Source organism: Bacillus sp. NMCC46 (assembly GCF_002998465.1).
GTDB lineage: Bacteria > Bacillota > Bacilli > Bacillales > Bacillaceae > Bacillus.
Genome location: NZ_PVQZ01000002.1, coordinates 439,605 through 459,853 on the forward strand (window position 1 = coordinate 439,605; position 20,249 = coordinate 459,853).

The following is a 20,249-nucleotide window of genomic DNA, read 5'->3' on the forward strand; positions in this document are numbered from 1 at the left end:
TTCCTCCTTAAACACCTGAATCCATTAAGATGGCTTATTTCAACAGTTCATCTAGCATATTCTTGCCATCTTCACTGTCCAAAAAAGCAGACGTTTTAAACGACTGAACGGTTGCATAGTTCATAAATTCGCCAATTTTCACAGATAAAATATCTGCAACCATTTCATGAATCGGATACTCTTGTTTTTTCTTCCACTTCTTATTCTCTAAGTATGACCATAATTCCTCTAAATCTACATCTTTATAGCCCAAAACGATGAATTCTTCAAGCTTACTGAACAGAAAAGGCTTTAAATGGTCTTTGTAAATTGCAGCCGGATGTTGTGTCAATGGGATGCTCCCCCTTTTCAGTTTTTATCGAGAGACTTGTCATGCTTGGACGATATACACGCATATCTTATTGTATATGATTCTATGTCGTTTGAGAAGGCAGGTGATCTTTGATTTGACGAAGCAAACGTTTTTAAAGGGCACGATTATTTTAATTTTAGCAGGTTTTATCACGAGAATATTGGGTTTTGTCAATCGGATTGTGATTGCAAGGTTCATTGGCGAAGAAGGAGTCGGGCTTTATATGATGGCTGCCCCTACCTTTTTTCTCGCTGTGACGCTGACACAATTTGGACTGCCTGTCGCTATTAGCAAGCTTGTCGCAGAAGCAGAAGCCCGGGGTGACAAACAGAAAACTAAACGTATTCTAGTCATGTCCCTTGCGATAACAGGGACACTCAGCCTGATATTCACGCCGCTCTTTTTATGGTTTGCACCCATCATGGCAGAAAATATGCTGACAGATCCTAGAACGGTCTATCCACTGCTTGCCATTACTCCCGTTGTCCCAGTCATCGCCATTTCCAGTGTGCTGAGAGGATATTTTCAAGGCAGACAGCAAATGAGCCCGCTTGCCATATCTCAAGTACTGGAACAGGTCGCAAGAATTTCTCTAGTGGCAGTATGTACAACAGCTTTCCTTCCTTATGGGATTGAATACGCGGCAGCTGGTGCGATGATTTCATCTGTCATTGGAGAGATGATTTCACTTGCATATTTACTGATTGCCTTTCGTTATAAAAAGACCATTCGTATTCGAAAACGATTTTTTAAGGCGATTCATGACGGTAAGGACACGTTTAAGCAGCTGATGAGTATTGCCCTGCCAACAACAGGCAGCCGTTTCATCGGGAATATTTCGTGGTTTTTAGAGCCGATAGTTGTCGCGCAAAGTCTTGCTATTGCTGGATATGCGGCTGTAGAAGCGACAAGGCAGTATGGGGAGTTGACTGGTCTTGCGCTGACCCTTTTGACACTGCCTAGCTTTATTACGTACTCTCTATCCACTGCATTGGTCCCGGCGATCAGTGAAGGAATGGAGCAGAACAAACGCAAAACGGTCGAATACCGCCTGAAGCAGGCGATGCGTCTTTGTCTACTCAGCGGAGGCATTTCCTGTATTATTCTTTTCGTTTATGCAGAAGATTTAACGCTCTTTATGTATGGTTCATCGCATGCGGCTATCTATGTGAAATTCATGGCCCCATTTTTTCTATTATATTATTTTCAAGGGCCGCTTCAAGCTGTCCTGCAAGCACTCAATTTAGCTGGTGCGGCGATGACGAATAGTCTGATAGGTGCTGTTGTGAAAACAGGGATGATTTTTGTCCTTGCTTCACAGCCGGGCTTTGGCATTATGGGGGCAGCACTCGCGATATTAATCGGCATCGTCCTCGTCACGCTGCTTCATGCGGCAACTGTCGGTAAAGTACTGCCTATCCATTTACCAATGAAGGAATATGGGATATGCGTTCTTGTGATCATCGGCACCGGGGCTGTCAGCCTTTGGCTGAAGTCTCAAGTAAACGGGCTCTTTTCTGCCCCTATTGAGCTTGTGATGCTGATCTTTGTTACGTGTATGCTATATGTCATTCTATTAATCTGTCTAGGGCTAGTGAAGCGTGAAGAGCTTCGCCGCATCCCATTCATTGGGAAACTGCTTTAGCTCATCTCTTCTTGATCACTTCATCTTTCAAATCAATATAAAATGTCTTTTGATTAAAGCTGCAGTAGGAAATCTGATCAATTTCATGATAGCCCCTTTTGGCAAGCTCATCTTTCAGCCACTGTTCATTTTGATTAATTTGCTTCAGATGATCGTGCTGTACAACACCATCTGCAATAAGTGGCAGCTCAAGCGCTCCGTGTGTGTGCTTGTTTTCTTTTTCAACGACCGCAAGCTTTCCGGATGGCTCTAAAATGGCGTAAGAGACGTCCTGAATGCTATCGATGTTGTTTTCTCTTAATTGAATAAGCAGGTCATCAAAATTGTATCGCTGTTTTCTCATCGCACCCTCGTCGATTTTCCCATTGATGATGAGCAGGGTCGGTTTGCCGTCTAGAAAGCGCCGGACACCTTGGAATTTCAATGAAAGGTAGGCGAGTGTGATTTGAATGAAGGTTAACAGCAGGATCGGCCATACCGTATGTAACATGTGATCTTCGACTTCTTCTATGGCGAGAACTGCAATTTCTGCGATCATCATAAAAATGACAAGATCTAAAATACTCAATTCGCCAATTTCTCTCTTGCCCATTAACCGAAAAATAAACCAAACAAGAAAATATAAAATGATTGTTCTCATGGAGATAATCAAGATGTCCTGCATGTGATGTAAACCCTCCTTCTCCACCATAGCTTGTGTCAAAACACTTTATTTATGTAGAAAAGAAAGCCTCTGTTTTTATCGTGAGAAACATGTCTATTTTTTCTTCACGGTGAATACATTTTAGTAAAAGACAAGCTTCGGTCAATTGGAGAGGAGACGAATCACATGCAGGAAACGAAACAAATCGGAAAAGGGATTTTATCCGGCTTAATGGCCATTTTTATCGTGATGATTGTCACAAGCTTACTTGTATCGCTCATGCTTACCTTCACAAGTATGCAGGAATCATCGTTTAAATGGATGATTATGATTTTGTCCTTTGTGGCACTTTTATTAGGAGGGATCATTTCTGGAGGAAAAGCAAAGGAGCGCGGCTGGCTCATTGGCGCGATCACTTCTATGATCTTTTCTCTCACTGTATTCTTATTTCAATATTTAGGGTTTGGAGAAACCTTTTCACCAGAGCAGTTTATCTATCATGGGGCATTTCTAGGGATTTGTATGCTGGGCGGAATGATTGGCGTCAATCTTCGAGGCAAATAAAAAAAGAGCGGATCATATCGCTCTTTTTTTATGGCTATGTATCGGAGGATTAACCTTTGTCAGCTAATTCTCTAATAGCACGTCGATCGAAAGTTAAACGGTTGTTCTCGCTAGTTTTGATGACCACTTTTGATTCATCAATGTAGTCGATTTCACCGTGTAAACCACCGATTGTGACGATTTTATCGCCTTTTGATAAAGATTGCTGCATCTGACGCACAGCTTTTTGTTGCTTTTGCTGTGGACGGATTAACAAGAAGTAAAGCACAGCAAACATGACAACAATCATAATGATTGAACCCATACCACCATCCATTCTATTTCACCCCTTTCTAAAGCATTATAAAGCCTTTCGTTTATGCGTTAAAAGTTTTTCGCATTCGGTTTGTTAAAGCCATAACGCTCAAAAAACTCTTCTTTAAAATCACCTAAACGATCCTCACGGATAGCTTCTCTCACTTGCTCCATTAATTTTAACAGAAAATGAAGATTATGATAAGTTGTTAATCGAATTCCGAACGTTTCATTTGTTCGGATTAAATGTCTAATATAGGCGCGTGTGTAGTTTTTACATGTGTAGCAGTCACAATTTTCATCGATTGGTCTGAAATCACGCTCATATTTTGCATTTTTCACAACAAGACGTCCTTCGCTTGTCATCAAGGTGCCGTTTCTTGCAATTCGCGTTGGCAGCACGCAGTCAAACATATCTACACCGCGAATGGCACCGTCAATTAAGGAATCTGGTGAGCCGACACCCATTAAGTACCTTGGTTTGTCTGCCGGTAACAATGGCGTTGTGAACTCCAGTACACGGTTCATCACATCTTTTGGTTCACCAACAGATAAGCCTCCGATGGCGTAGCCTGGGAAATCAAGTGAAACCAGATCTTTTGCACTTTGTTTACGAAGCTCTTCGTATTCTCCGCCTTGGACAATTCCAAACAGCCCTTGATCCTCTGGACGCTGGTGCGCTTCTAGACAGCGCTCTGCCCATCTGCTTGTCCGCTCCACAGAACGTTTCATGTAGTCGTACTCTGCTGGATATGGCGGACATTCATCAAATGCCATCATAATATCAGAGCCAAGCGCATTTTGGATGTCCATGGCCTTTTCAGGAGAAAGGAACAGCTTGTCTCCGTTTAAGTGATTACGGAAGTGGACGCCTTCTTCTTCAATTTTTCTAAATTCACTCAAAGAGAATACTTGGAATCCGCCTGAATCGGTCAGAATCGCTCGATCCCAGTTCATAAATTTGTGCAGCCCGCCTGCTTCTTTCACAATGTCATGACCCGGACGGAGCCATAGGTGGTACGTATTGCTTAAGATGATGCCTGCATCCATTGCCTTTAGTTCTTCAGGTGCCATCGTTTTGACTGTAGCCAGTGTACCTACCGGCATAAATACAGGTGTTTCAAAGGAGCCGTGCGGTGTATGAACGCGTCCTAGTCGTGCACCTGTTTGTTTGCATGTTTTAATGAACTCATAACGTATCGGTAATTGCGACAAAAATGAGCCCTCCTGTCTTTGTTGTATGATGTTATTGAATCAGCATGGCATCGCCAAAGCTGAAGAATCGGTATTCCTCTTTTACAGCCTCATTGTACGCTTTTAGTACATGCTCTCGTTCAGCTAATGCGCTGACAAGCATGATTAACGAGGATTTTGGCAGATGGAAATTCGTGATCATGCCATCAATGGCCTTGAATGTATAGCCTGGGTAAATAAAGATTGACGTCCAGCCGCTTGACGCTTTGAATTCGCCGTCATGCGCACTTGCAATGGTTTCGAGCGTTCTCGTTGACGTTGTCCCAACTGAAATAATCCGTCCGCCTTCCTTGCGAACGCGATTGAGCTCTTCAGCTGTTTCTTCATTCATTTCGTAAAACTCTGCGTGCATTTCGTGTTCTTCAATACGTTCTGCACTGACCGGACGAAAAGTACCAAGCCCCACGTGCAGTGTAATGAAAGCTATATGCACACCTTTTGCTTTCAGCGCATCCAGCAGCTCGTTTGTAAAGTGAAGACCAGCAGTTGGAGCAGCAGCGGAGCCAACCTCTTTTGAATACACCGTTTGATAGCGTTCACGATCCTCAAGCTGCTCTTTAATATAAGGAGGCAGCGGCATCTCACCGAGGGATTCAAGCACTTCATAAAAAATGCCGGTATACTGAAACTTAACTTTTCTTCCGCCATGTTCCATCTCTTCTGTACATACCGCTTGAAGCCGTCCATCACCAAATGTGATAACCGTTCCTTTTTTCACCCGTTTGGCTGGTTTTACAAGTGTTTCCCAGTTGTCTCCCTCTTCTTGTTTTAATAGAAGAAGTTCAACTTTTGCACCTGTATCCTCTTTCATTCCAAACAAACGTGCAGGCAGAACGCGTGTATTGTTTAAAACGAGACAATCACCCGTTTGAAAATAATCGGTGATTTGTGAGAATGTATCATGTGTCATCGCACCCGTTTGTTTGTTTAAGACCATCAGTCTTGATGCATCTCGTTTTTCAAGCGGCACTTGTGCAATCAATCTTTCTGGTAAATCAAAATCAAATAGTTCTAGCTTCATTTCCTTCACCTATTCTGTAGTTAACTAGTTAACGTTATTTCATCCGTCCAAAGATATTAAGTAATATGGTTAGCACAATGCTAATGGCAATGCATGTGATCACAGGAAAAAAGAACGTCACATTTCCTTTTTTCACAAAAATATCACCTGGAAGCTTACCAACCAATTGAAATACTAATCCTGCGGCAAAAAGGACACCACCTAAAATCATCAATATTTTAGGGAATTCATTCACGAATCGGAACCTCCATTTGAAAATGTTCATACGCTTCTCTTGTGACGACCCGTCCTCTTGGTGTTCTTTGCAGGAAACCAATTTGCAGTAAATACGGTTCGTACACATCTTCAATCGTATGTGATTCTTCTCCAATTGTCGCTGAGATTGTATCAAGCCCAACAGGACCGCCTCTAAATTTTTCGATCATACTTAAAAGCAGCTTATGGTCTATATGATCCAGGCCAAGCCTGTCGACTTGAAGGCGCTCAAGGGCATCTTCCGCAATGTCCTCGGTAATCGCATGATTCCCAAGCACCTGCGCAAAATCTCTTACTCTTCTGAGCAGACGATTGGCAACCCTTGGCGTGCCCCGGGAACGTCTTGCGATCTCTTCGGCTGAGCGAAGGTCGATCCCAATCTCAAACAGCTCGGCTGTTCTTGCCACAATGTGAGCCAAATCTCTTTGCTCATAGTATTCCAATCTTGCATGTACCCCAAACCTGTCACGAAGCGGTGCTGTTAAAAGCCCTACACGGGTCGTGGCACCTACAAGTGTAAATGGCGGTAAATCAAGCCGTACAGAGCGCGCTGTATCTCCTTTGCCAATGACGATATCTAAACAAAAATCCTCCATTGCCGGATAAAGCACTTCCTCAATTGAGCGCTGCAAGCGATGAATTTCATCTATAAACAACACATCACCTGGCTCAAGAGAAGTTAAGATTGCCGCCAAATCGCCAGGACGTTCAATCGCTGGTCCAGATGTTGTACGCAGCTGAACATTCATTTCATTGGCGATAATCGACGCAAGCGTTGTTTTCCCGAGTCCAGGCGGTCCATATAAAAGGACGTGATCGAGTGTTTCCTGCCTCATGCGGGCAGCTTCAATAAACACACTGAGGTTATCTTTTACTTTTTGCTGACCGATATATTGGCTAAGTGTCTGTGGCCGCAGACTTTGCTCAATGGCTGATTCATGGTTGTCTGCTTCAGTTGAGACGAGCCGTTCATCCATGAGACATCACCCTATTTCAACATTTTTTGTAAAGCTTTTTTCACATATTGATCGGTTGTGAGATTCTTTTCTTCTTTTAATAATGGAAGAACCTTTTTAATTTCACGATCACCGTATCCAAGAACATGTAAGGCTTCAAGCGCTTCGTCTAATGCCGTTTGCTGCGTTTCGACCTGAATATGGTCCTCGTGATTAAATAGGTTGCCAATCATTTCCGGTACGACATCGGCTAGCTTTCCTTTTAGATCGAGAATGATTTGGCGAGCTGTCTTTTTGCCAACACCAGGGAACTTAATCAGGAACGCTTCATCTTCACGTTCTATCGCTGAAATGACAGCGCCAGGATCACCGGAAGCAAGAATCGCTAGAGCCCCCTTCGGCCCAATCCCCGTGACATTTAACAGTTTTGTGAACAGCGCTTTTTCTTCTCGCGTTTGAAATCCATATAACGAAAAAGCGTCTTCCTTTATGTAATGATACGTATAAATCGTTTCTTGTTTGTTTACTTGATAGATAAACGGGTTTGGGGTATAGACTTGATATCCCACTCCGCCGTTTTCAATGACAACATATTGCGGGCACACATAATCAATGGTCCCTTTTACAAACTCTATCACCGTTTTCACCTCTTTGACTGTTCTTCATTGTAACATAAATCGAGAAGAAAACCGCAATAAAAGTTAACATACGTTCGCTCAATGCATTTTTACGATGAAACCACGAAAAACAGCTTGCGGCCTTCACACCAGCAAGCTGTTACACGCTTTAAAACGATATTTCATTTCGGTAAGGCTTCATGACTTCAAGCACATGCTCAAATTCATCCTTTGTTCGAAAAGGAATGCCTTGCTCAAGCTGCTCCTCCACATGACTTTCTAAACGGGACGTATCAATTTGAAAAAAGAGATGAATAGGCTCCGCCCAGCCGTCAGGCCTTCCATGAAACGTAGAAATCACACCGTCCTCTGATAACCCGATATATCCATTTGCTTTACTTAATGGAGAGATATCATCAATTTGCTTTCTAAAAAGCGCAAAATCCTCTCTCTGTTCTACTAGCGTCCAGCCTTTATACTGTGCCCAGAATGTGTCTTTGTCTTCTAATGATGCCCGGTGTCTTTCAATACTCACATCTCCGTCTAGATAGACTTTTTCAAGCTGCACGGTGATAGAGTTTGACTGCTTTTGCAAGTGTTCTTTTCCTTCCATATCCGCAGCGAAAAATAGCACACTTGTCATGATAAGTCCTGTAACGAAACATTTCATCTTCACTTTCACTATTTACACCTCTTTAGAACATGAGATCGATGCATGACATATGTAGTTTGACCCATTTTTCTAAACATTAACCAAATCGATGAATGAATATATGGGAAGAGTCTTTCGTTGTATCCTTCATTCGTAAATGGTATGTTTTATACAATCCATTGCTTATCGAATGACTCGGTTTTTTCATCATTCGTTTTTCAGCCGCATAAACTGAAACCAAAGAAGGTGAAGTCAATGTCAGATGTTAAAAGATTAGCCGAATCGATTCAGTATCATGAAGATAAACGTCTTCATAAGCTTGCCTTTAAACCGGCAGAGCTTGAACTGTGCGGCAAAGGAAGAAGTGCCTATGTCTTTTCATACAAAAAAGACGGCAAGAAAATGGCACTAAAAGTCTTTTTCCCTTCTTATCAACATATTGCCCGCAAAGAAGCCGCCATTTATGAAAAACTTTCTGGTTCGTCTTACTACCCTGAGATTTATGAATCTGGGGATCAGTATATTTTAATGGAATATATTAAAGGCTACACATTCTATGAATGCCTCACAAAGGGGATACCTATTAAAAAACAAATGATTGAACAAGTCGATGATGCGCTAGAAGAAGCACGCGAGAAAGGATTGAATCCTTCTGATATCCATCTGCGGAATCTGATCTTAACAAAGGAAGGCCAGGTCAGGGTCATCGACGTAGCCCGTTTCACACAAACAAAAGCATGCCATCAATGGAATGATTTAAAAGCCGCTTACGCTTATTATCAAAAACCTTTTTTCCCTAAAAAAGCACCGCGTCTATGGCTTGAAGTGATTGCTTATTTGTATAAAAAGAACTGGCTGTCCCGCGGTCAGCTTAATAATCGAAATGATTTTTCTGCATAATGAAAGCCGCTCAGAGAGAGCGGCTTTCTGTTTTAATCTGTTTCTACGTGGATGCTATTCACATTTAATAAGTTAATGATTTCATTATTCAGCTTAAACCAATGATTGGCTTCTTCAATTTTCTTATACACATCATAGGTAGCTGGGCGTTTTAGCTCGAAATCAAGCACTTCCCCATTGTTCATATGAAATGTTACCTTAAATACTTTCATCATAAGATCACCTTCCACTCTTTCTTGTTAGCTGGCCAAATAGATCGGCTCTTTTCATTCATTCTCTATTCAACTCGTTTCCCCTCCTTCTTTCCTTTCAAACACAAGAAGTTTAAATTTTGTTTAAATTCAAACAACATCTCTATCCCTCTGCTTTGCAAAGAAGTATATTATTTAAAAAGGAGGCTCTCTTCATGAAACGGAAAAAGAAACGAACATCTCCCGAAAGACAAACCGTCTTTTTTCATTTAACAGATGCCCTCATTCCGAGTCTGGACATGATAGGGATTGCATTAAAGACATTTTTCCACATCTTAAGAAAAGCCTTTTCCGCGATCTGATAGAACCCCGCACAACATATGTGCGAGGTTCTTTTTTTAGGATGAATAAATTTGACTTCCTTGGCTGATAAACTCCTTCGCCTTCTTCTCCATCTCTCTTTTCACTTCTTCTGATTGATTGCGAATATCATGTGAAATTTTCATACTGCAAAACTTCGGTCCGCACATCGAGCAAAAATGGGCAGTCTTAGCGCCTTCCGCAGGCAATGTTTCATCATGGAACGCCATAGCTCTTTCTGGATCAAGTGACAGGTGGAATTGGTCACGCCACCTAAATTCAAACCTCGCTTTCGATAAAGCATCATCGCGCTTTTGAGCAGCAGGATGTCCTTTTGCTAGATCAGCGGCATGTGCGGCAATTTTATAGGCAATCACACCTTCTCTTACATCTTCTTTGTTCGGCAGACCTAAATGCTCTTTTGGCGTCACATAACATAGCATCGCTGTTCCATACCAGCCGATCATGGCCGCACCGATGGCGGATGTAATGTGATCATATCCCGGGGCAATATCTGTTGTAAGAGGCCCTAACGTATAAAATGGTGCCTCTTTGCAAATCTCCATTTGCTTGTCCACATTCTCTTTGATTTTATCCATCGGAACATGTCCAGGCCCTTCAATCATCACCTGTACATCATGTTTCCAAGCGATCTCTGTCAATTCACCTAACGTTTCAAGCTCTGCAAACTGCGCCTCATCATTGGCATCAGCAATCGAGCCTGGTCTCAGACCGTCTCCAAGTGAAAAAGCAATATCATACGTTTTCATAATCTCACAAATGTCTTCGAAGTGGGTATAGAGGAAATTCTCTTGATGATGGGCAAGACACCACCTTGCCATAATGGCACCGCCTCTTGAAACAATTCCGGTCATCCGATCGACTGTCAGCGGAATATACCTTAACCTCACGCCCGCATGAATCGTGAAGTAGTCTACTCCTTGCTCTGCTTGTTCAATTAATGTGTCTCTGTACACGTCCCACGTCAAATCTTCTGCCACTCCATTTACTTTTTCAAGCGCCTGATAAATGGGAACGGTTCCTACTGGGACTGGGCAATTCCGTATGATCCATTCTCTCGTTGTATGAATGTCCTTTCCTGTAGACAGGTCCATCATGGTGTCTGCACCCCATCTGATCGCCCATGTCATCTTTTCTACCTCTTCATCAATGGATGATGTCACAGCTGAATTGCCAATATTCGCATTGATTTTGACGTGAAAATGCCTTCCAATAATCATCGGTTCACTTTCAGGATGGTTAATATTCGCTGGAATGACTGCTCTTCCGCTGGCTACTTCCTCTCTCACAAACTCAGGGCTTAGCTCTTCTCTTAACGCGATAAACTCCATTTCAGGCGTCACAATACCTTTTTTTGCATAATGCATTTGCGTCACACAGGCACCTTGTTTTGCGCGGAGCGGCTCATGATGAAAATCAGTATGAACATGATGAAAGGACTCTTTTTCCTTAGAACGATATCCGTTATCTTCTGGTTTCACATGGCGCCCTTCATAGCTTTCTGTATCCCCTCTTTCTTCGATCCATGCTACCCTAAGGCGTTTTAATCCCTTAGTGACATCAATATGGGCTCTCTCATCGGTGTACGGTCCACTCGTATCGTACACACGAATCGGTTCATTTTGAATGTTCCCCGCCTGTGTCACAGTTTTTGAGAGAGCAATCTCCCTTTTTGGCACTAAAATGTCAGGTCTTGATCCTTTCTCATACACCTTTCGGCTGCCGTCAAAGCTTGATAATAAGGATTGAGTTGTTGGGGTATTTTTCTTTTCTTTCATTTGCTGTTCTCTCCTTCTCTTCTTGTCACCGGACAGGATGGAATCAGCACCAGCAAAAAACCAGGCTCTATGAACAGAACCTGGTTTCGTCGACAGAAATAAACATGAATGTCATCCATATGACCCATGTATCATCTTCAACTTCCCCACGCTGGTACGAGCCAGATCAGGTCCAAAGGGTTAAGAAGCATACACTTCTCTCTCAGCCCAACTGCGGGCACCCCTAGTCACATTATTTATTGATTTCCACAACAGTGTAGCATAGAGATGCCATGAAAAAAAGAAGTTTTAGGAAAATAGTTCCTTTCCACTACAAAAGAGATACAGCAAGCTTGATATGCACCTTTATATACATCATCTCTCCCAATCATTTCGATAAAATATGAAATAATCATTGATCCTTTTCTCCTAATATGTATAGTTAATCTAAACTGAGAATTTTTATACAAACTTTTCCAAAGGAAGTTCTAGTCGATTGCAAATATTTCTCGCATTTATCGTCGTAGGATTGTCAATTGCTCTGCCAGTTGGAGCGATCACGGTTGAAATGACAAAACAGGGATTAAAAAACGGATTCTTTGATGGATGCTGAATTTGCTCAGTTTTTATCACTGCCATTTGTCCAAATCCCGCTCTGGCTGATCGGAGCAGTATTCTTAATAATTCGGATCAAGACATCCATTTAGCTGGCGAAAAAGTCAATAAATCATTCGCAAAAACGTACAGAAACGGCTTGCTTGTCGCGGTATCCCCTGTACTGGCAGATGCATATCCAAAAACAGATTCATCTGAATTTATGCTGGCTTCAGGCGGTATTTTGGCAGGGATTCTCCTTCATGACATCTGTCTTCTCCCCCTTGTATCCTTAACAAGAAAAGTGATGAATCGAACGATGATCAAAGGGACCTTCATTATTGCTGGTATTTTATTACTTGGATTTGGCTGTTATTTCTTTTACGAATTTTATACAGGCATCAAGGGTTATTTTTAAGAAAAGGCTAAAGTTCTTGAGGAACTTTAGCCTTTCTTATTCTCCAACCTATCGAGTCATGCCTGTTTGGCCTGTTTCAAATTGTGTTCTTCTCATATCTCTAAAGCGTGTGAAAGCACCCTCGTCTTTAATGACTTGGACAGCTCTTCCATCCGCATAACGAGTCGCTGCTTCTTCAACTTGTGATACGCCCTCTGACGTCAGACGTCCATCTGATTTAATGGCAATATACACATTTTCATCTGTCACCATCACCTGTGAGTCTGCAACGTGGTTCATTTTATTGACCCGGTTGGCAATTTTTCTTGAACGCTGGACGTTCTCTTGTTTATCGTAGCCAGAGAACGACATTTGGTTATGATAGTTCATATCTCCATGACTGTAGCGTCCATCTCCACCTGCGAGAGGCATTCGATCATCGGTTTGAGGACGGGTGCGATAATCAACATTCGTTGTGTTCCCACCGTTCATCCCCTCCATGAGTTCAGAAACTGGCCCTTGATGATCTTGATTATTGTCAGCCGCACGGTTATTCGAATGATATCCGACTGGCTGACCTGATTGATTATGACGTGTATCTACACCTGCATTATCATTTGTACCACATGCCGTTAACCCAATAGGAAGAAGCACTAATGCGATCGTTTTTTGCCATTTTTGTCTCAAACGAAAAACCCCCTGTACAAATTCAATCTCATGAGCGCGAAACAGGCTCTGTTTTAGCATGTACAGTTTGGGGAAAAATCAAGCTGTCAGTTATAAACAAAAAAAGGAACGATTGAGATCGTTCCTTCCAGATTGTTAAAATGATCTTTATTTTAGCCCTTTGTCTCTTTTTCAGCGTGACTTGAAAACCTTTGCAGTCTAGGAAGGACGAGTACCGGAGCGGAGCGAATTTGACATTCGTGAGCACCGGAGCGCAGACCTGACACCGAATGCGAGGGTTTGTCTACACGCTGAAAGGAACGATTGAGATCGTTCCTTCTGTCATTACTCTTCTTCGTCTTCTTCTGGCCTTGCAAAAACAGATTGACCTGGATATGGCTGCATATAAGGCTGAGCTGGATACCCCCCCATTTGGCCATAAGGAACAGGATTCGGATAATGTCCTGGCCACGGCTGATGCTGCTTCATGCCATCATCACATCCGCAGTCTTCCTTGCCATAAGCTTCATTTGAAACGTTTGGATAAAAGCCTTGATTCACGTTCGCATTGTCATTTGGGTGCATATGGTGGTGCCAGTGATGCCCATCGTTTGCATGATGTGCATGATGTTCATAATGTTCCCCGTAATAAGCTGGCGCTTGATACGCAGGATAATACGGCTGAGCTGGGTATGGATATGGCATCATGTGATGGTGATAATATGGCTGGACAGGATAACAAAGACCTGAACCTGGTAAAATTGGCGATGCTGGCACCATTTGTTGCGGGTATGGATACATTGCCGGCATGTAATGTCCATGACCAAAACCATAATAAGGATCATATGAGTCATGATGCTGGTGATGGTGATGATGCTCTTTATTCTCAGCCATTCCTCCTACCGCTGCGCCTCCAACATTCGGCATTTGCGGGAAATTAGGAAGGTTTGGGTAATTGCTTTGCTCCATATCTTTTCCCTCCTCCTTTTGATGCGGAATATGAATAAACGGATCATACCCCTTTGCCACTTCATCTTTTAGATGGCCTTTATTTTCATCATAAAAATGTTCTTTGTTATCTTTATAGTCCTTATTTTCATGAAGAAAATGTTCCTTATTATCTTTATGGTCCTTATTTTCATCATAAAAATGTTCTTTGTTATCTTTATAGTCCTTATTTTCATGATGAACATGATCTTTGTGATCCTTTTTGTCATGAACATGATCTTTCTTTTCATGAACGTAATCTTTTTTCTCATGATGTTCTTTTTTGGGAGGAGGCGTGAATGGCTGGTAGAGATTGGTCTGATAATAGTTCACATCGACTTGTGGAAAAACTGGATGCTCGATCTTTGGCACTGGCGGTACATAAGGTACCGGTTCATTTGGCTTTTCTTTCGGCTTCGTATCTTGCACTTGCACGACATCTTTTGGCTTTTCTTTCACATACGGATGTTCTTTCGGCTTTGGCATTTCTTTTGCTTTGTGATGATCTGTTTTTACAGGAACACCACTAGATGGAATCTTGATCTTCATACCCGGCATGATCAAATCTGGGTTACTGAGTTGTGAATTTAGTTTTTTCAATTCTTGAAAGTCGACTCCGTATTTCTTTGAAATTTTCCAAAGGGAGTCTCCTTTTTGCACAATATGAATTTTCAACGTTTTCCCCTCCTATGCAAAACGTGAACGTAACGGTTATGTCAGAAGTACAATATGTTTCACCATAAATTTATGCCTATTTACAAGCCGATATGATAAAAACTTGTTTTCTGATAGGAGGGGCTGATTTATTATTTAATGGCGAGCATTTTATTCAGTGCAAGTAAAGCCTCTTTGGTAATGTCTTCATTGACCTGAATCAAACCGACCGGATCACCTTTCTCAATGCTTTCTAGTGACCATAACAAATGAGGAAGATCGATCCGATTCATGGTCAAACATGGACACATATCCGGATTGAGGGATTCAATTTGTTTATCTGGATGCTGATCTATTATCCGCTTGACTAAATTCATCTCTGTTCCAATCGCCCACTTGCTTCCTGCTGGCGCTTCCTTAATCGTATCAATAATAAATTTCGTTGAACCGGCAAGATCAGAAGCCCTGACGACTTCATGCGTGCATTCTGGATGGACAAGGATTTGAATGTCACGGTCTCTTTTTCTCGTTTCTTCAATATTCCGCACCGTAAATTTCTCATGGACAGAGCAATGGCCTTTCCATAAAATCATCTTGATGCGGGAAAGCGGCTGATCGGTGATGAGCTTTTCTTCTATTTGATCCCAGACAGCCATTTCTTCTAGTGAAATGCCTAAATCGAATGCCGTATTACGCCCTAAATGCTGATCAGGGAGAAACAGAATGCGCTCATTTTGTGTGAGCGCCCACTCCAGCACTTTTTTAGCGTTTGATGATGTCACAGTGGCCCCGCCATGCTTTCCGACAAATGCTTTAATATCAGCTGTTGAGTTGACATACGTAAGTGGAAGAATTGTCTCCCCAAACAGATCAGTGAGCTGCTCCCATGCTCTATCCGTTTGTTTCATGTTCGCCATATCTGCCATTGAACAGCCTGCTCTCATATCTGGCAATAGGACCTTTTGATTCTTGTTTGACAGCATGTCTGCCGTTTCAGCCATGAAGTGAACACCGCAGAAAACAATGTACTCCGCTTCCTTGTTGTCCGCGGCTATTTGTGCGAGCTGCAATGAATCTCCTGTTGCATCTGCGAATTGGATGACTTCATCCTTTTGATAATGATGCCCTGGTATAAAGAGTTTTGATCCAAAGGATCGTTTAATGTCTAACACACGCTGCTTCATCTCTTCAACAGATCGGTGTTTATATTCTTCTGGCATCATGGCTGCATGTTGTTTCGCAAGTACATCAAGCAGTGACATGAGTTGTTCCCCCTTTATGACTGAATTCCATATTCATACTAAAATCAAATGCTGGAACAGAATGTGTCAGAAAACCAAGTGAAATAAGGTCGACACCTGTCCCTCTGTAACTTGGCAATGTCTCAAGCGTGATGCCTCCTGAAGCCTCAGTCAGAATTGTCTCCGGTGTCATTTGTTTAAAACGTTTTACCTCGTCCGGAGAGCAGTTGTCAAACATGATGACATCGGCTTTTGCATCAATGGCTTCCTTTAGCTGCGTTTCTGATTCAATTTCTACTTCAATTTTCACCATATGACCCGCATATGCTCTTGCTTTCTCTACAGCTTCACGAATAGAGCCGCATGCGGCAATATGATTATCTTTAATCATCACCCCATCTGATAAGCCGAAGCGATGATTCTTTCCGCCCCCTGTCTTCACAGCATATTTCTCTAACATACGCAAGCCGGGAGTCGTTTTTCTCGTATCACAAATCGTAATCGACGGATCCGCTAATCGCTGCACCGCTTCATGTGTTAATGTGGCGATACCTGTCATGCGCTGCAAGACATTCAAAATGACCCTTTCTCCTTTTAATAAGTCGCTGACCGGCCCCTTTATTTTCGCCAGCACAGCGCCTGAATGAATCCAATCACCTTCCTCAAAAAACAACTCAGCTTGAATCTGTTCATTCAGCAGGCGGTACCCTATGTCAATGACTTGAGAACCTGCCAATACACCCGATTGTTTTGCGATGATGTATGCTGTTCCTTTCTTTTCTCCAAAAATGGCATCAGCTGATACATCTCCAAAGCCAATATCTTCTGTGAAAAAATGAGTCATCATTTGTTTTAACTGTAAACGTTCCATTTGGCACCGATCCTTTCATTTTTCATCATATGAATGTGGCCTTTTTCATGGACAATCTGCATGCCCCGCCACAAAGCATCATTCCGATTTGGATAATCCATTCGAAAATGGCCACCTCTGCTTTCTGTACGAAGTAATGCAGACTTCACAAGGCAAATCGCTAATGCCCATTGATTGCTTAATTCGATCTGTTCACTTGTGATATTCTTCACATTTGTTTGCTGATAAGGGACTTGCTGTAATACTTGAAGCAAGGTCTTTAGCCCTTTTTCGTCTCTTACAATTGCGACATATGTCATCATCCATTGTCTCAACTGATCCTCTGAAATCGCTGGGACGGACCATACTTCTTGAATAGAAAAAGATGGGACTGTTTTTTTCTGTTTAGGTACCTGTTCAATTCTCCGTGCCGCTTTGTTTCCTAAAACGAGACCTTCCAAGAGAGAATTACTCGCTAATCGGTTCGCTCCGTGTAATCCTGTACAGGCCGCTTCTCCGATAGCAAAAAGAGATGGAACAGTGGTTTCTCCATATTCATTCACGCAGATTCCGCCCATTAAAAAATGCATACCAGGGGAAACTGGGAGCCTGCCGCTTGCCAAATCGATACCTGCCCGTTCACACATTTCAGCAATGGCTGGAAAACGAACTGAGAAATGTGGAATTTCGCTGATATTGAGATACAGATCATGACCTAATTGCTGCTCATGAAAAATAGCTCTAGCGACCACATCTCTAGGCGCTAAATCAGCTTGTGGGTGAATGCCTTTCATCATCCTCCTGCCTGTTTCATCTTCTAAATAGGCTCCCTCTCCCCGGACTGCCTCTGAAACGAGACCGACTGCTTTTCCAGCGATCGTCAAGAGGGTGGGATGGAATTGAACAAATTCAAGATCTGCTAATTGTGCCCCGGCTCGATAGGCCATCATCAGTCCGTCTCCTGTTACAGAAGGGTCATTTGTGTTTGTTTCATATAGGGAGCCGCAGCCGCCCGTGGATAAAACAACTGCATCTGCGGTCATGGTATGGACGTGTCCTTTCTCGTCTTTCCACACCACACCCATGCAGGTTCCTTCATGGACCAATAGATCAATGACATGGTGATATTCGTATAAATGAATATGTGAGCCAAGCTGACTTTTTAAATACTGCACGAGTGTTTTGCCTGTTTGGTCTCCTCCTGCATGCAAAATGCGATGAGTCGTATGTGCCCCCTCTTTACCTAATTGCGGCTCGCCCGTCTCCGTTTGATCAAATGGACAGCCTTCTTCTACGAGCTGCTCCACCAATTGCTTTCCAAGACTTACGATCTCTTGTACCGCCCTCTCATCATTGTGATCACAGCCGGCAGCTAATGTGTCTTGTACATGCTGATGAACTGAATCCTGTGCTGAAAAGGCAGCAGCGATTCCTCCTTGTGCAAGCATGGAATTACTAGAGGAAAATTGTTTTTTTGTCATCATGATAACTTGGCAGCTTTCTGAAATGGTTTTTGCAAAGGAAAGCGCTGCAATGCCTGATCCCACCACAATGACTTTTTTGATTGATGACACCTTCGCCCCTCCTGTCATTTACACCTGTCTTGACACATATCATTACACAACACTACAATAAATACAAGAAAAAATTTTCTCATAGGAGATGGATGGATTGGTTTATTTAGATTACGCAGCTTCTACACCTGTTTCAGAGGAAGCACTGCATGTTTTTCAGCAGCTAAGTCAAGATTGCTACGGGAATGCAAGCAGTCTTCATGATGCAGGTGGAAGAGCAAATGACATACTGACTTACAGCAGACAATCATTCGCTGCCATTCTTGAGGGCGAACCAGACGGCATCTACTTTACAAGCGGCGGAACAGAATCCAATCTTCTGGCGATTCAATCGATCGCAAATGGTCTGCCAGCACACAGGCAGCATGTCATCACAACTTCTGTAGAGCACCCTTCTGTTCATCACGCGGTTAGTAGCTTAGAGCGTCTTGGCGTGAAGGTCACAATCATTGAACCGAATCAAGATGGGATCATCACTCAGGACATTCTCAAAGAAGCATTATTGCCTGAAACAGGACTAGTATCTATTCAGCATGCTAATTCAGAAACAGGGATTATCCAGCCGCTCGCTGAATTAGCACCCCTTTTAAAAGAAAGACACATTCTTTTTCATACAGATGCCGTGCAAACATTCGGAAAGATTCGTGTGTCCATCAAGGAGCTTGGGGTTGATGCCGTGTCCATCTCTAGCCATAAAGTGTATGCACCTAAAGGAGCTGGTGCTGTCTATATGAGCGCTCATGTTCCTTGGAAGCCTTTATATTCAGGTGCAGTTCAGGAAGGTGGCTTCCGCCTTGGAACAGTGAACGTTCCATGCATCGGTGCTTTTGCTGCTGCGAGTGAACAATTGATGCTTAAGCTGGATGAGCAGCAACGACAGAATGAGCAGCTTCGTGATTATTTTCTTCAGCAGCTGAAAATGAGACAGCTTCCTGTTCGTACACTTCAAAACAATGGCAATCGCCGCATGCTGCCTCATATTATTGGTTGTTTTTTTGAAGGGTTTGAAGGACAATATGTAATGTTAGCATGTAACCGGCATGGGGTTTGTATATCGACTGGAAGCGCATGTGCTTCTGGTTATCACCATCCTTCCCCGGCTGTGAAGGCATTGCACGTATCAGATCGTGATGCTCTTCAATTCATTCGAGTATCATTTGGATCGAAGTCATCAAAAGAGGACATCGATCAGCTTTTGCATACATTTGAACAATTGCAAAAGGAGAAGAAAGGAGCATAAGACGTGGAGCAAGAGAGGAAACTCATTGGCGAAGAGAGAAGAAACGCCATTTTAGAGTGGCTGAAAGAAACAGATTCACCGCTCACCGGAAGCTTTTTGGCTAAAAAGGCGGCTGTCTCTCGACAAGTCATTGTACAAGATATGTCACTATTGAAAGCAAAAAACGAACCCATTATTGCTACAAGTCAAGGCTATGTATATATGGCACCGCAGCATGCGCCAGAAAGAGAAATTGAACAAATCATCGCCTGCAAGCATAATCCTGTTCGTACAGAAGAGGAACTAACCTTGATTGTAGACTTTGGTGTGACGGTGAAAGATGTGATCATAGAGCACCCCGTTTACGGTGAACTAACGGCCTCTATTCGCGTCAGCACTCGCAAGCAAGTAGCTGATTTCGTCCATCACATTTCTAACACGGGCGCCTCCTACTTGTCAGAACTAACAGACGGCGTGCATTTACATACACTCACTTCTTACAGTCAAAAGCAGCTTAACCAAGCCATTCAAGCACTCGATGACGCTGGTTTTTTAATTAAAGACTAAAAAAAGTGTCCTGCAAGG

22 protein-coding genes, 1 pseudogene and 1 riboswitch are annotated in these 20,249 nt (G+C 42.7%); of the genes and pseudogenes, 7 read left to right on the plus strand and 16 right to left on the minus strand.

Annotated features, from left to right (window positions below; genetic code table 11):
- Positions 1 to 34 precede the first annotated feature (34 nt).
- Positions 35 to 331, minus strand: a complete 297-nt coding sequence (locus C6Y01_RS07900) for a post-transcriptional regulator (protein WP_003216788.1) — start codon at positions 329 to 331, stop codon at positions 35 to 37.
- 115 nt (positions 332 to 446) lie between these two features.
- Between C6Y01_RS07900 and spoVB the strand changes: the two genes are divergently transcribed.
- Entirely contained in the window at positions 447 to 1,997 is a 1,551-nt protein-coding gene (gene spoVB / locus C6Y01_RS07905) for a stage V sporulation protein B (protein WP_034661559.1), read from the plus strand.
- 1 nt (position 1,998) lies between these two features.
- Here spoVB and C6Y01_RS07910 read toward each other — a convergent pair whose 3' ends face one another.
- Entirely contained in the window at positions 1,999 to 2,661 is a 663-nt protein-coding gene (locus C6Y01_RS07910; protein WP_034661562.1) for a DUF421 domain-containing protein, read from the minus strand.
- A 165-nt stretch (positions 2,662 to 2,826) separates the two neighbouring features.
- On the opposite strand from C6Y01_RS07910, the gene C6Y01_RS07915 reads away from it, so the two are divergent.
- Positions 2,827 to 3,204 (plus strand): TIGR04086 family membrane protein, encoded by a 378-nt coding sequence (locus C6Y01_RS07915; protein ID WP_034661565.1) that lies wholly within the window; start codon positions 2,827 to 2,829, stop codon positions 3,202 to 3,204.
- A gap of 49 nt (positions 3,205 to 3,253) precedes the next feature.
- On the opposite strand, the gene yajC is transcribed toward C6Y01_RS07915, so the two are convergent.
- From yajC to C6Y01_RS07950, 7 genes are all read right to left on the minus strand, one after another.
- Entirely contained in the window at positions 3,254 to 3,520 is a 267-nt protein-coding gene (gene yajC, locus C6Y01_RS07920; RefSeq protein ID WP_003216659.1) for a preprotein translocase subunit YajC, read from the minus strand.
- 47 nt (positions 3,521 to 3,567) lie between these two features.
- Positions 3,568 to 4,713, minus strand: a complete 1,146-nt coding sequence (gene tgt / locus C6Y01_RS07925) for a tRNA guanosine(34) transglycosylase Tgt (protein WP_034661568.1) — start codon at positions 4,711 to 4,713, stop codon at positions 3,568 to 3,570.
- A gap of 31 nt (positions 4,714 to 4,744) precedes the next feature.
- On the minus strand, positions 4,745 to 5,773 hold the full coding sequence (queA, locus tag C6Y01_RS07930) for a tRNA preQ1(34) S-adenosylmethionine ribosyltransferase-isomerase QueA (RefSeq protein WP_106038021.1): 1,029 nt from the start codon (positions 5,771 to 5,773) through the stop codon (positions 4,745 to 4,747).
- A 34-nt stretch (positions 5,774 to 5,807) separates the two neighbouring features.
- Positions 5,808 to 6,008, minus strand: a complete 201-nt coding sequence (locus tag C6Y01_RS07935) for a DUF2905 domain-containing protein (protein WP_106038022.1) — start codon at positions 6,006 to 6,008, stop codon at positions 5,808 to 5,810.
- Positions 6,001 to 7,005, minus strand: a complete 1,005-nt coding sequence (ruvB, locus tag C6Y01_RS07940) for a Holliday junction branch migration DNA helicase RuvB (protein WP_106038023.1) — start codon at positions 7,003 to 7,005, stop codon at positions 6,001 to 6,003. Before ruvB ends, C6Y01_RS07935 begins: the two co-directional genes overlap by 8 nt.
- 11 nt (positions 7,006 to 7,016) lie before the next feature.
- Positions 7,017 to 7,622 carry a Holliday junction branch migration protein RuvA gene (ruvA, locus tag C6Y01_RS07945; RefSeq protein WP_034661580.1) on the minus strand — a complete coding sequence of 202 codons (606 nt, stop codon included), beginning with the start codon at positions 7,620 to 7,622 and terminating at the stop codon, positions 7,017 to 7,019.
- A 148-nt stretch (positions 7,623 to 7,770) separates the two neighbouring features.
- Entirely contained in the window at positions 7,771 to 8,271 is a 501-nt protein-coding gene (locus tag C6Y01_RS07950) for an intercompartmental signaling factor BofC (RefSeq protein WP_181185478.1), read from the minus strand.
- 237 nt (positions 8,272 to 8,508) lie between these two features.
- Here C6Y01_RS07950 and C6Y01_RS07955 point away from each other — a divergent pair, with 237 nt between their 5' ends.
- A complete protein-coding gene (locus C6Y01_RS07955; protein WP_034661587.1) occupies positions 8,509 to 9,153 on the plus strand; it encodes a serine/threonine protein kinase in 645 nt (214 codons plus the stop codon).
- Between the two features lie 32 nt (positions 9,154 to 9,185).
- On the opposite strand, the gene C6Y01_RS07960 is transcribed toward C6Y01_RS07955, so the two are convergent.
- On the minus strand, positions 9,186 to 9,368 hold the full coding sequence (locus C6Y01_RS07960) for a hypothetical protein (protein WP_003216799.1): 183 nt from the start codon (positions 9,366 to 9,368) through the stop codon (positions 9,186 to 9,188).
- Between the two features lie 191 nt (positions 9,369 to 9,559).
- Here C6Y01_RS07960 and C6Y01_RS18915 point away from each other — a divergent pair, with 191 nt between their 5' ends.
- The gene (locus C6Y01_RS18915; protein ID WP_162839368.1) at positions 9,560 to 9,706 is read left to right on the plus strand and encodes a hypothetical protein; all 147 of its coding nucleotides are present in this window, start codon (positions 9,560 to 9,562) and stop codon (positions 9,704 to 9,706) included.
- Positions 9,707 to 9,742: 36 nt separating this feature from the next.
- Here the strand turns inward: C6Y01_RS18915 and thiC are convergent, their stop codons facing one another.
- Positions 9,743 to 11,503 (minus strand): phosphomethylpyrimidine synthase ThiC, encoded by a 1,761-nt coding sequence (thiC, locus tag C6Y01_RS07965; RefSeq protein WP_106038024.1) that lies wholly within the window; start codon positions 11,501 to 11,503, stop codon positions 9,743 to 9,745.
- A 126-nt stretch (positions 11,504 to 11,629) separates the two neighbouring features.
- Positions 11,630 to 11,738: riboswitch (TPP riboswitch) on the minus strand.
- 240 nt (positions 11,739 to 11,978) lie between these two features.
- Here thiC and C6Y01_RS07970 point away from each other — a divergent pair.
- A pseudogene (locus C6Y01_RS07970) lies at positions 11,979 to 12,494 on the plus strand (lysine transporter LysE).
- 48 nt (positions 12,495 to 12,542) lie between these two features.
- Here the strand turns inward: C6Y01_RS07970 and C6Y01_RS07975 are convergent.
- The 5 genes from C6Y01_RS07975 to nadB form a co-directional block, all read right to left on the minus strand.
- Positions 12,543 to 13,160, minus strand: a complete 618-nt coding sequence (locus C6Y01_RS07975; protein WP_034661594.1) for a YhcN/YlaJ family sporulation lipoprotein — start codon at positions 13,158 to 13,160, stop codon at positions 12,543 to 12,545.
- Between the two features lie 324 nt (positions 13,161 to 13,484).
- Positions 13,485 to 14,801 carry a SafA/ExsA family spore coat assembly protein gene (gene safA / locus C6Y01_RS19295; protein ID WP_106038025.1) on the minus strand — a complete coding sequence of 439 codons (1,317 nt, stop codon included), beginning with the start codon at positions 14,799 to 14,801 and terminating at the stop codon, positions 13,485 to 13,487.
- A gap of 131 nt (positions 14,802 to 14,932) precedes the next feature.
- Positions 14,933 to 16,042 (minus strand): quinolinate synthase NadA, encoded by a 1,110-nt coding sequence (nadA, locus tag C6Y01_RS07985; RefSeq protein WP_034661601.1) that lies wholly within the window; start codon positions 16,040 to 16,042, stop codon positions 14,933 to 14,935.
- On the minus strand, positions 16,029 to 16,892 hold the full coding sequence (nadC, locus tag C6Y01_RS07990) for a carboxylating nicotinate-nucleotide diphosphorylase (RefSeq protein ID WP_034661605.1): 864 nt from the start codon (positions 16,890 to 16,892) through the stop codon (positions 16,029 to 16,031). Before nadC ends, nadA begins: the two co-directional genes overlap by 14 nt.
- Positions 16,874 to 18,445 carry an L-aspartate oxidase gene (gene nadB / locus C6Y01_RS07995; RefSeq protein WP_106038026.1) on the minus strand — a complete coding sequence of 524 codons (1,572 nt, stop codon included), beginning with the start codon at positions 18,443 to 18,445 and terminating at the stop codon, positions 16,874 to 16,876. Before nadB ends, nadC begins: the two co-directional genes overlap by 19 nt.
- Positions 18,446 to 18,542: 97 nt before the next feature.
- On the opposite strand from nadB, the gene C6Y01_RS08000 reads away from it, so the two are divergent.
- Both C6Y01_RS08000 and C6Y01_RS08005 read left to right on the plus strand, forming a co-directional pair.
- A complete protein-coding gene (locus C6Y01_RS08000; RefSeq protein ID WP_170938408.1) occupies positions 18,543 to 19,685 on the plus strand; it encodes an IscS subfamily cysteine desulfurase in 1,143 nt (380 codons plus the stop codon).
- Positions 19,686 to 19,688: 3 nt separating this feature from the next.
- Entirely contained in the window at positions 19,689 to 20,231 is a 543-nt protein-coding gene (locus C6Y01_RS08005) for a transcription repressor NadR (RefSeq protein WP_034661619.1), read from the plus strand.
- The last annotated feature ends 18 nt before the right edge of the window (positions 20,232 to 20,249 follow it).